The organism is Paraburkholderia sp. NMBU_R16, assembly GCF_013282575.1.
Lineage (GTDB): Bacteria > Pseudomonadota > Gammaproteobacteria > Burkholderiales > Burkholderiaceae > Trinickia.
Map to the genome: position 1 here is coordinate 99,930 of NZ_JAAAYE010000017.1, position 11,232 is coordinate 111,161.

Sequence of the window (11,232 nt, forward strand, 5' to 3'; positions counted from 1 at the left end):
GTTGTCGGCTCCCTCATACCGCGAAACGTTGCGCGTCGCGGTGCTTGAATTCAAGGCCGCACCCCGGGCGCGAGAGATCGGGCCAAATGACGCCGTCGCGCGCGACGGGCGCGCCGTCGAACAGCATGGCTTCGATGCGCACATGGTCGTGAAACCACTCCACGTGGCGCAGGCCGGGTGCCGCAGCCGCGACATGCAGATGCAGCGCCGGGGCGCAGTGTGCGGACAGCGGAATGTGCCATGCGTCGCAGAGCGCGGCCGCTTCGAGAAAGCCGCTGACGCCGCCGCATCGGCTCGCGTCCGCCTGCATGACATCGACTGCCCGCGCTTCGAGCAGGCGGCGGAAATCGTCGGGGGTATAGGCATATTCGCCGGCCGCGATGTCCATTGCCGGCGGTGCACGGCGTCGCACGGCGTGCAGGCCGGCGAGATCGTCCGAAGAAACGGGTTCCTCGAACCAGGTGACGTCGCATTCGGCGAAGCGATGCGCACAGTCGAGTGCGGATTTGACAGAGAGCGCGCCGTTCGCATCGACGAACAGGGCAGTGGCGTCGCCGATCGCAGCGCGTGCGCATGCGACGCGCTCCGGATCGCGGGCGGGCTCGCTGCCGACTTTCATCTTGACGGCGCGGCAGCCGTTCTCGCCCACCCATCGCTCGAATTGCGCTCGTAGCTGCTCGCGGCTATAGATCGTAAAGCCGCCGCTGCCATAGACCGGTACGGCTTCGCGTACCGGTCCGCCGAGCAATCGTACCAGCGGCAATCCGGCGATTTTCGCTTGCAGGTCCCATAACGCGCAGTCCACGGCCGAGATGGCTGTCGCGGCGATCCCGGCGCGGCCGATGTTGCGCACGCGGCGCCAAAGCCGCTGCGTGAGCGCACGCAGGCAGCCCGCGTCGCCATGAAGCAGCTCGGGGGCGAGCGTTTCGCGAATCAATGCTGCGGCGCAGGCATCGGTGTAGGTATATCCGATACCGGTGCAACCGCCCGCGTCGATTTCCACGACGATGAGCGTCGTGGCATGCCATTCGAACGTGCCATCGGCTTCGGGCGCATCGGTCGGTATCGTGAAGGCGTTCGCGCGGACGGCCGCGATCGGTGTCGTGTCGCGGCTTTGTGCCTTGGGCGAGTCAGTACGGCGTGTGGAGTGATCGGTAACGCTCATTTTCAACGGAATCGGTAAACGCTTACCCAACGCCACGGACGCGCAAGGCGCATGCCGCGCTGCGCCGGTTCAGCGGCAAGCCCGCCCGAGGCCGCGAGATCGCGCGGCGGCCCGGGCATGAACAATGCGAGGCACTGCGTGGCCCGGGCGCCGATCCGTTCGTTGCAGGCGGCCGGTGGTCAACTTTTACAGACGACGGCAATGGTCGTGCACGGCTGCCTAGCGTTGCGTGTGTCGGCAGGCATGTGCCATGCGCAAATTGGAGCGTCCTTGACGACGGAGGATTTGCCATGAGCAGCGATACGAGCAAGAAGGACCAAAAGTGGAAGCACGAGGAGGACCTCATCGACAAGTCGGTCGAGGATACGTTTCCCGCCAGCGACCCACCCGCCGTCGGCGGCACGACGAAGATCGGTTCGAAAGACGATGACAAGCGCAAGGGTCACGACAAAGGCGGCAGCACCCCCAACGGCAGCGAGGATGATGGCACCGGGGGCAGCGAAGACAAAGGCACTGCCGCGCCGACAGGCCGCCCACCCGCACGCTGAGCGATGAAGACGGCGCCGCTCGAATACCTGGCGCATGCGGCCGGGCCGGCGAGCTTGCCGACGCAACGGCTCGAATGGGCGCTGATTGCGCTCGTGAGCGCGGTCATGATCGTCGTGGCCGCGCTGCTTGTAGCTGCACTCATGCGCCGGCGCCAGGGCGGGCGGCCCGACGCGATCGGAGCCGAAGCGGGGGGCATGTCGTGGATCTACATCGGCACGGGCGTGTCGTCCCTCGCGTTGTTCGCCGCATTGATCTATGTGATGGCGACGCTCGAATCGGTGGCCGCGCCGCGCACGGCGCCCTCGCTGCAAATCGATGTCACGGCGTATGACTGGTGGTGGAAGGTCGAGTACCCGGATGCCGACAATTCTTCGCGCACCTTCGCCACTGCGAACGAAATTCATATCCCCGTCGGCGTACCGGTTCAGATCAAGCTGCGCAGCGCCGATGTCATCCATGCCTTCTGGGTTCCGCAATTGGCCGGCAAGACCGAGATGATCCCGGGGCAGATCAACGAGCAGTGGATAGAGGCCGATGCGCCGGGCGTCTATCGCGGTCAGTGCTCGCAGTTTTGCGGTGCGCAGCATGCGCATATGGCGTTCGAGGTCGTCGCGCAGCCGCCGGCGGAATTCGATGCATGGCGGCGGGCACAGGCGCGCGACACGGCACCCGGCCCTCAGTCGGCCGCATTCGACGCAGGCAAGCGTCTGTTCGGCGAACGCTGCGCAGGATGCCACGCCGTTCGCGGTACCGATGCGGCGGGCGCACAAGCGCCCGATCTCACGCATCTGGGCTCGAGACGGTTGATCGCCGCGGGGCAGTTGCCCAACACCGCTGCCGATCGGCTCGATTGGATTCAGCATGCCCAGCGCATCAAACCTGATTCGATGATGCCTTCGATTGCGCTGACCGCGTCGGAGGCGAGCGCGCTGTCCGTCTATTTGGCGACGCTTCAATGAACCGGGACTCCACGAGGAACAAGCGAGGAATAGCCGATGTCAGATACGCCCGCCTCTGCGTTATCCGGCGATTCGCCGGGAACGATGCAGCTTTCGAGGCCGCTCGTTCGCGAGTCGATCGACGCCGCCCGCGCCGAGCGCCTTGCCGAGATATGGGAAACGCGGCCCGGATGGCGGGGCTGGTTCTCCACTGTCGATCACAAGACGATCGGCCTGCGCTATCTGGTGACGTCGTTTCTTTTTCTGTTGCTGGGGGGCGTCGAAGCGCTCGTCATGCGCGTGCAGCTCGCCCAGCCGAACGCGACCGTGCTCACGCCGGAGCAGTACAACCAACTGTTCACGATGCACGGCATCACGATGATCTTTCTCTATGCATCGCCGGTGCTGTCGGGCTTTTCGAATTTCCTGTGGCCGCTCGTACTCGGTGCGCGCGATATGGCCTTCCCGCGGCTCAACGCGTTTTCCTATTGGGTATTCCTCTTCGCCGGCATTTTCTTGTATGCGAGTTTTCCGCTCGGTGAAGCGCCGAATGCGGGCTGGTTCAATTACGTACCCCTATCGGGATTGACCTACGATGTCGGGCCGAATATCGATGTCTATTCGCTGGGCATGGTGCTGCTCGGCATATCGACGACGGTGGGGGCGGTCAATTTCGTCGTTACGCTGCTGAGAATGCGCGCGCCGGGTATGTCGATCGATCGCATTCCGGTGCTCGTATGGGGCACATTGACCGCATCGGGCGCCAATCTGTTCGCGGTGCCGTCCGTGAGCCTCGCGTTCCTCATGCTGTGGCTCGATCGCCGAATCGGCACGCATTTTTTCGATGTCACCGCCGGCTCGCATGCGCTGTTATGGCAGCACATGTTCTGGATCTTCGCGCATCCGTGGGTCTATGTCGTCGTGCTGCCGGCCATGGGCATCGTCTCCGATGCGCTGCCCGTGTTCTGCCGGCGGCCGCTCGTGGGCTACGGGCCCGTGGCGATATCGACTGTCGCGACGATGGTGGTCGGCTTCGTCGTCTGGATCCACCATATGTTCGCCACCGGCCTGCCGCCGCTCGCGCTGTCGTTTTTCGGCGCGGCCAGCATGGTGATTTCGATTCCAAGCGCCGTCGCAACGTTCGCATGGATTGCGACGATCTGGACGGGGCGCCCCGTTTTTCGCGTGCCGTTTCTGTTCTTCGCCGGGTTCGTCCTGCTGTTCGTGATCGGCGGCGTCTCGGGCGTGATGACGGCAGCCGTGCCGCTCGACTGGCAGTTGACCGATACCTATTTCGTCGTCGCGCATCTGCATTACGTCCTGATCGGCATCAATGTGTTCCCTGTGGTCGGCGGGATTTATTTCTGGTTTCCGAAATTCACGGGACGGATGATGAGCGAACGGCTCGGACGCATCACGTTCTGGCTCATGTTCGTCGGCTTCAACCTTGGGTTCTTCCCGATGCATATCGCCGGGTTGCTCGGTATGCCGCGGCGAATCTATACGTACGGCGCCGATATGGGCTGGACGACCGTCAATTTGCTGACGTCGATCGGCTCGTTCATCTTTGCGCTCGGTATCGCCGTGTTCGTCGTCGATGTGCTGTATAGCCGCAAGCGCGGACCGATCGCAGGCAACAATCCCTGGGATGCGCCGACACTCGAATGGACCGTTCCTTCGCCGCCACCGCCTTACAATTTCGCCGTCGTGCCGACGATCGCCAGCCGCCATCCGCTGTGGGAAGGGCGAATGCAAGGGGAAGGCGGCGATGCCGGCGAAGCGCCTCGCTCGCGCCTCGCTGACGGCTATATCCTCGATCAGGGGCGCGAGGCGCTTGGGACGACCGCGCTCGAAGCCGCACCGTATGTGATTCTGAAGATGCCGGAAGACTCGTACGCGCCGTTTTGGCTCGGCCTCACGGCAGCGCTCTTCTTCGCGGGGCTGGCATTACATGCCTGGTATTTCGCCGGCCTCGCGCTGCTTCTCGCCGCCGCGACGATCGTCGTTTGGCTGTGGCCCGAACGCCGATTGATGCAGCGCGAGCCCGAACCCGTCGCGAGGCACTGACATGGAACAGCCTCCGCGCTCTTTCGCAGGAAGTTCGGGACCCGCGTGGGACGGGGCCGAGCAGAGCGAGGCCCAGACCGCCTCCGCGGCGACGCTGCGCTCGGCCGGCGATACCGTCCCCGTCGGTAGCGCCGGCAATCGTTCCAGCGGCTGGCTTGGCTGTCTGATGCTGATCGCGACCGAGGGCGCCTTGTTCGGTTATCTGATCTTCACGTATCTGTACCTCGCGGTGCAGACCACGCGACATTGGCCGCCCGAGGGTTTGCCCAAACTTCCGCTCGGTGCGATCAATACACTGATTCTGCTGTCGAGCAGCGGGTTCGTCTGGTTTTGCGAGCGCATGGTGCGCCGCGCGCGTCTGCGAGCTGCCGTCGTATCGATGACGATCGCGATCGTGCTCGGCATCGTGTTCGTAGGCATTCAACTCCACGAGTGGCATGGTCATCCATACGGGCCGCTCGCGAATCTCTACGGTTCGCTTTATTTCACGATCACGGGCTTTCATATGGCGCACGTGGTGATCGGCCTCGTGATGCTCGCCTTGCTGGACGCATGGACGGCGCTCGGATATTTCGACGAGCGACGGTGCGCGGCGTTGACGATCGGCAGCATGTATTGGCACTTCGTCGATGTGGTGTGGCTCTTCATTTTCACTACGATCTATTTGACACCCTATTGGATCGGATAACGGTTTGTCGATGGTGGCTCCGATGGCAGACAGCGCGAACGAACGACGTGTGATCGGCGAGACGCCCGTGGCGCCGTGGCGCGTTTTCGTCGCAATACTTGCCGCACCGGCGGCATGGACGCTGCAGGTCTGTATTGCGGAGGCGCTCGTTGCACAAAGTTGTTTTCCCTACGATGCGCCGATGCGCGCATCGTATGCGGGCGCGGCGCTTCGCGCAGTCATCGGAATCAGTGCTGCTGCGCTGGCGGTGGGCGTCGCGGGAACATGTTTGTCTTGGCGCAACTGGCGCCGCCTCGCCGAGCGAGCGAACGACGCGCCCCCGCGCGCCGACCAGACGCTGTTGAACGGTGAGGCGTTCGTCGCCAAGGTCGGGTTCATGTCCAGCCTGTTGTTTCTCTTCGCGCTCGTGGCAACCGACGTTGCCGTCGCACTCGTTTCCGGGTGTTGATATGAGGAACAAGGGCATGGCGCAATTGGGTCGCGGTCTGGGGGGCGTGGTCTGCGCGCTGCAACTGCCTCGGGCTGCGCGCGGCGTTGCGTTCATGCTCGCGTTCGCCGGAGGGATCCTCATGTCGTCGCGCCTCGCGGCTGCCGATGCGGCGGCGGCTGCGCCCACGCCTGAGCAAGCGAGGGGTGTAGCCGATTCGGCGTTGGTCGCGCGCGGCGCGTATCTCGCCAAGGCGGCCGATTGCGCGGGATGCCACACCGCGGCGCCTGCCGGGAATCCTCCGCAGCCTTCCGCGCCCTTCGCGGGCGGGCTGCCTGTGCGCTCGCCGTTCGGCGTCATCTGGTCGAGCAACATCACGCCGGATCCGGAGGCTGGAATCGGCCGATACCGCTACGAGGATTTCGTTCGAGCTGTGCGCGACGGTATTGCGCCGGGCGGAAAGCATCTCTATCCCGCGATGCCTTATCCGTCGTTCGCGAAGATCAGCGACGACGACATGCGGGCGCTTTACGCCTATTTCATGCACGGCGTGCAGCCGGTGCCGAAGCGGCCGCCGCAAACGCAGTTGCCGTTCCCGTTCAATCAACGTTGGGCGCTCGTTTTCTGGAACGAGTTCTTTGCGCCGCACGAGCGATTCAAGCGAGACGAGAATCGCGGCGCTGTGTGGAATCGGGGTGCCTACCTCGTACAGGCGCTCGGACACTGTGGGGCGTGTCATACGGGGCGTGGCCCGGCTTACGAAGAGCGCGGCTATAGCGACAAGGACCCCCTGTTTTTGACGGGCGGCACCGTCGACCATTGGTTCGCACCGAACCTGACGGGCGATCCGGCTTCCGGGCTCGGGCGGTGGTCGGAGGCAGATATCGCATCGTTCCTGAAGCGTGGACACGGCGCCGGTGCGGCGGCTTTCGGCAGCATGGTCGAGGTCATCGAGAACAGCGGGCAATACCTCACCGATACCGATCTCGAGGCGATCTCGACCTACCTGAAGACGCTGGTGCCGCGGCGGCGCAATGGGCTTGCCGACACCGATCCGGCCAAACGTGAGCGGACCGTCGATGTGTTGCGCACGGGTGCGATCAATCAGCCGGGCGCGGGACTGTACCGCGGCTTGTGCGCGCGTTGCCATCATGACGACGGAATGGGCGAGCCGGGTAAATACCCGCGGCTTGCCGGTAGTGCGGTGGTGCTGGCACCGGAGACGACCTCGCTCGTACGACTGTTGATCGAGGGAGGCTCGACTGCCAAGACGCAGAATGGACCGAAGCCTCAGAAAATGCCTGAGTTCGGCGGCAAGCTCACCGATACGGAAATGGCGCGCGTGCTGACGTTCGTGCGCAACGCCTGGGGCAATCAGGCAGCGCCCGTCACGACGCGCGAGGTTCGCGAGCTGCGGAGCGCGATTGCAAAGACGGCGGCGAGAAAGTGACCTGACTCATGCGTCGGGCTTTCGCCGAGGGAGTGTTCAATGAAAGCGTATGTGCGAGCGGCGGGATGGATAGCATTGCTTTGGGCGGGCGTTGCTGCTGCCCAGGGAACGGTGATGAACGGCGATTCGTCTGGTGCGGCCCGTAAGCCCGGTACGCAAGGCGCCGTTGGGACGGCGGGCGCATCGGCTGCGAAACGGGCCGCGCCGGCTGCGGGCGCCTCGGAGGGCGCGTCGCAATCAAGAGCGGGGCAGCGCGCGAGCGAGGCCGCGAGCCCCCAATGATCGACTGACGATCACGAGGGGCCGTTAGCCGTCACGAGCGGTCAAAGCTTGACCCCGCCGGACTCCGGCGCATCGGGGTCGAGATCTTCCGCGCCGACAACGCGCCCGCGCTCGTACTCGTCATCCGCCCCGAGCTGCTGCCAGTACGGCTCACGCCCGTAGTACTGGTGCAGCGAAGTCGCCCACGTCCGATCCGCCATCGTCGGCCAATGATCCTTGTCGAAGCCCGGGGCGTTTTTCACACGTTCCGACGACAGCGAAAGCAGAAAACACTTGCGAGTCGTGTCCAGCGTCAACGCGCTCCACGGGATGGCCATCAGCTTGTCGCCTATCCCGAGAAAACCGCCCGACGACATCACGACATAAGCGATACGCCCCGTCTGCACATCGAGCATGATCTCTTTGACCTTGCCGACTTCCTCGCCATCGGTGCTGAGAATCTTGTCGCTATCGAGTGTGCTGGCGGCCATCACCTCGGGCCCCGGACCCGCTGAAGTTTCGCTGCCCTCGCCCACGATGCGGGCGCCCATCGACGGTGTGGTCGTGGATGAAGACTTCTGAGTACGCATGGCGTCCTCCGTTTTTCAGTGTCGTATCGAATGTGCCGCACGTTGCAAATTTTGCCTGCGCGCGGTCGCGCCGGTCACGGCCGGCGCGATGATCGTTCAAGCAACGATCGTTCCTTCGCGGGGTGTCAACGGCGAGTTTTCCCGCCGCCGTCGATTCCGCTGCCGGTGCGCCAGACTGCCTTTCCGGCTTCCGACAATTGTCCGCTGCTATGCGTCTCGTCGGGTTGTGTCCCTTCCTCGGCCATCTTCCCTCCAGGCGGTTCGAGAGACGGCAACGATCGGCCTTTTCGCGCCGCAACGCGTTCGTCCTGCGACCGGCCAGCGTGTGCTTTCATGGAATGCCTCCTGAACTAGTGAGAGTCGCAATTTCATTCTTGCCGCATCGATCGTGCCGGGTTCGCCGCCGGCGGGACAGGCGCGCTCAATGCTGGCTTTCGGGATGAACCCTTCACCTCGATAGGAGAAAGCCCATGAGCAGCACGCTCGATCCAGACAATCCGTTCCCGGAACGCGATGAAAGCGGGGCGGAAAAGGGCCGCGATACCGGCGCGCTCGGCCCGAGCGATTCTTCCGACAGCGGCAGCGACATTGCCGGGGCAAAGCGGCACGACTTCGATCGGGATACGGAACTCGACGAGCACGCGCTGGAGACGGGAGAAGCCGAGCTCGCAAGCGATACCGATCGGGCCGGAACAGGCGAGCGATCGTCGGCGGACGGAGACTCGACGCTGGAGGAAGATGCGGACATCGAGCCAGACCGCATCGACACTCCCTTCGAACGAGGTACTGACGCCGAGCCATGACGCGCAGCCGCGCTACAGCACGGGCTACGTGCGCCGTCGTTAGCGGAGGCAAATAAACGGCGAAACCGATGATTTCTCAACTCGGGGTCGAGAAAAACGAAAGGCCTGCAACCCGACCGCGTCGTTGAGATTTTCTCAACTTGCGCAAAAAATTCATCAATCGTGCTCGCGAATACTTCGTGGCTAAATCGGTGTTCCCGATCGGACCATCTCTCTGGTTCGGCAACACAAGGAGCACGCCATGACCACTCTTTTGCACATCGATGCAAGCGCACGCGGTGACCGCTCGCTCAGCCGCAAGCTGTCGGGCGCCTTCGTCGACGCCTGGAAGCAGTTGGAGCCAAGCGCCACGATCGTCACCCGCGATGTCGGAGCCCATCCGCCTCCATTCATCACAGAGGAATGGATTGCCGCTGCCTTCACTCCCGAGGAGGATCGGACGCCGGCGCAGCGCGAGACATTGCGCCTGTCCGACGAACTGATCGACGAAGTCGATCGTGCGGATGTGATTGTCATCGGCACGCCGATGTACAACTATGGGATGCCGGCCGCGCTGAAGTCGTGGTTTGACAAGGTGATCCGCGTGGGCAAGACGTTTACGTTCGACCTCGCTCGCGGCGACTTTCCGCTCGCGCCGATCATGAGCGGCAAGAGGCTCGTTATTCTCGGCTCGCACGGCGAGTTCGGATTCGGGCCCGGCGGCGTACGCGAAAAGATGAATCACCTCGACACCCATATCCTGACGTGCGCGCATTACCTGGGTGTCGAGGAAAGCCATGCGATCAGCATCAGCTATCACGAATTCGGCGACGAACGACATCGAGCGTCGATGGCGGACGCCTTTTCCGCCGTCCCCGAACTGGTTCAGCAGTTGGTTGACGTTCGCGAGACTGCCAGCAGCTGAACATCATGCGTCGAAGCAGGAGCCGTGAATTTTCTCGTGGAGAAACAGCGCATGAAAACGGACTGCGTCGTCGCGATGTCGGCGTGTCCGCAGGATGTCACCGCAGAGTCAACGGGACGGGACGCTGCCTACCGACGCGCATTAACTCAATTTACTGAATGCCTTGTTGCCGCGCTGCCGGATGCCTGCTACCTGCGGGCCGGCTTCGGTAGAATGCACTCACCGTAACCGGCCGACTTCGGAATGAAGGCGTTTCGCCATGCGCAAGTTGCCACCGCTCAATTCGATCCGCGCATTCGAGGCGGCTGCCCGCCATCAAAGCTTCACCGCGGCCGCAGCCGAGCTGTCCGTGACGATCACGGCCGTGAGTCATCAGATCCGGCAGCTCGAGGCGCGTATCGGCCACAAACTCTTCGAAAGAACGGGGCGTGCCGTGACGCTCACGCCGGTCGGCAAGACCATCTACCCGCTGCTCAGAGATAGCTTCGATCAGATGGCCCAAGCGTTCGAGATCGTCAATACCCCGACCAACGACGACTCGATTCAGATCTCGGCCACACGAGCGTTCGCCGAGCGCTGGTTGATGCCGAGGCTGTCGCAGTTCAATGCGATCCATCCGGAAGTCGTGGTGCACCTCCACGGTTCGGAAAATGTCCTGGATCTGCGGGCTGAGTCCATCGACCTCGCTATCCGGTATGGGCCCGTCAATGACGATCCACGAGATGCCGTGATTCTGGAAGATTGTTATCTGGCGGTCGCCGATCGAGGTATTTGTCCGGAGGACCGGAATCCGGCGATCGAAGACTTCCGCAAACATCCGCTGCTTGCCTACAAGTGGGCAAACGGCGCGTTGAATGCGCCCGACTGGTCGGCATGGCTCGCGCGGGTCGACCACGATAAAACCGTTCACTTTCGCATGTCGTGGTACAGCGAGGAGATGCTCGCGCTCTACGCGGCCGAATGCGGTCTCGGACCGTTGATGTGCAGCAACGTGCTGATCGATGAGGAACTGCGCACGGGCCGCCTACGTCGGATCGAGGGTCCGTGTCTGCCGGGGTTTGCGTACCGCCTCGTCGTGCCGCCTTCGACTCGCCCCAAGAACGGGCTTCGCCTTTTCACCGCATGGTTGCGCGAAGAAGCTCGCGTCTTTCGCGAGCGATCCATTGCCGCCGGATAAGTTTTGAAGCGCCTTTTTTTCAGCATTGCTGCAATCGCTACATTCGGCGAAAAAAGGGCTCTTTTGAAAATGCAGTGGGTAACGCAGCTCACGAGGCATGCGGGTTGAAGCTGGAGAAATCTAGCTTGCCGGCGATGAGGAACAGCACGGTTCGCATTGTTTCGAAGCGCGTGTAGCCGCGCGCCTTGCGCTTGGCAGCCTGAAACAAGCCAT

The 11,232-nt window shown here is 63.2% G+C and carries 11 protein-coding genes; 9 read left to right on the plus strand and 2 right to left on the minus strand.

The window, feature by feature from the left end; all coding sequences use genetic code 11:
* Window positions 1-13: 13 nt before the first annotated feature.
* On the minus strand, window positions 14-1,165 hold the full coding sequence (locus GWC77_RS11390; RefSeq protein WP_173257014.1) for an enolase C-terminal domain-like protein: 1,152 nt from the start codon (window positions 1,163-1,165) through the stop codon (window positions 14-16).
* Window positions 1,166-1,455: 290 nt separating this feature from the next.
* On the opposite strand from GWC77_RS11390, the gene GWC77_RS11395 reads away from it, so the two are divergent.
* The 6 genes from GWC77_RS11395 to GWC77_RS11420 all read left to right on the plus strand — a co-directional run bounded on the left by GWC77_RS11395 (window position 1,456) and on the right by GWC77_RS11420 (window position 7,284).
* Complete coding sequence (locus GWC77_RS11395; protein WP_173256922.1) at window positions 1,456-1,713, plus strand: hypothetical protein; 258 nt, start codon at window positions 1,456-1,458, stop codon at window positions 1,711-1,713.
* 3 nt (window positions 1,714-1,716) lie between these two features.
* Window positions 1,717-2,673, plus strand: a complete 957-nt coding sequence (gene coxB, locus GWC77_RS11400; RefSeq protein WP_173257015.1) for a cytochrome c oxidase subunit II — start codon at window positions 1,717-1,719, stop codon at window positions 2,671-2,673.
* Between the two features lie 84 nt (window positions 2,674-2,757).
* Window positions 2,758-4,719 carry a cytochrome c oxidase subunit I gene (gene ctaD / locus GWC77_RS11405; protein ID WP_254366916.1) on the plus strand — a complete coding sequence of 654 codons (1,962 nt, stop codon included), beginning with the start codon at window positions 2,758-2,760 and terminating at the stop codon, window positions 4,717-4,719.
* A 1-nt stretch (window position 4,720) separates the two neighbouring features.
* Entirely contained in the window at window positions 4,721-5,407 is a 687-nt protein-coding gene (locus GWC77_RS11410; protein WP_254366910.1) for a cytochrome c oxidase subunit 3, read from the plus strand.
* Between the two features lie 22 nt (window positions 5,408-5,429).
* Window positions 5,430-5,855: a hypothetical protein gene (locus GWC77_RS11415; RefSeq protein WP_173257017.1), complete on the plus strand. Its 426-nt coding sequence runs from the start codon at window positions 5,430-5,432 to the stop codon at window positions 5,853-5,855.
* Between the two features lie 16 nt (window positions 5,856-5,871).
* Window positions 5,872-7,284 carry a cytochrome c gene (locus GWC77_RS11420; RefSeq protein ID WP_254366911.1) on the plus strand — a complete coding sequence of 471 codons (1,413 nt, stop codon included), beginning with the start codon at window positions 5,872-5,874 and terminating at the stop codon, window positions 7,282-7,284.
* Between the two features lie 323 nt (window positions 7,285-7,607).
* Here the strand turns inward: GWC77_RS11420 and GWC77_RS11425 are convergent, their stop codons facing one another.
* Window positions 7,608-8,135, minus strand: a complete 528-nt coding sequence (locus GWC77_RS11425) for a PRC-barrel domain-containing protein (protein ID WP_254366912.1) — start codon at window positions 8,133-8,135, stop codon at window positions 7,608-7,610.
* A gap of 470 nt (window positions 8,136-8,605) precedes the next feature.
* On the opposite strand from GWC77_RS11425, the gene GWC77_RS11430 reads away from it, so the two are divergent.
* From GWC77_RS11430 to GWC77_RS11440, 3 genes are all read left to right on the plus strand, one after another.
* A complete protein-coding gene (locus tag GWC77_RS11430) occupies window positions 8,606-8,938 on the plus strand; it encodes a chemotaxis protein (RefSeq protein WP_173257018.1) in 333 nt (110 codons plus the stop codon).
* A 241-nt stretch (window positions 8,939-9,179) separates the two neighbouring features.
* Complete coding sequence (locus GWC77_RS11435) at window positions 9,180-9,842, plus strand: FMN-dependent NADH-azoreductase (protein ID WP_173257019.1); 663 nt, start codon at window positions 9,180-9,182, stop codon at window positions 9,840-9,842.
* Between the two features lie 259 nt (window positions 9,843-10,101).
* On the plus strand, window positions 10,102-11,019 hold the full coding sequence (locus GWC77_RS11440) for a LysR substrate-binding domain-containing protein (protein ID WP_173257020.1): 918 nt from the start codon (window positions 10,102-10,104) through the stop codon (window positions 11,017-11,019).
* Window positions 11,020-11,232 lie beyond the last annotated feature (213 nt).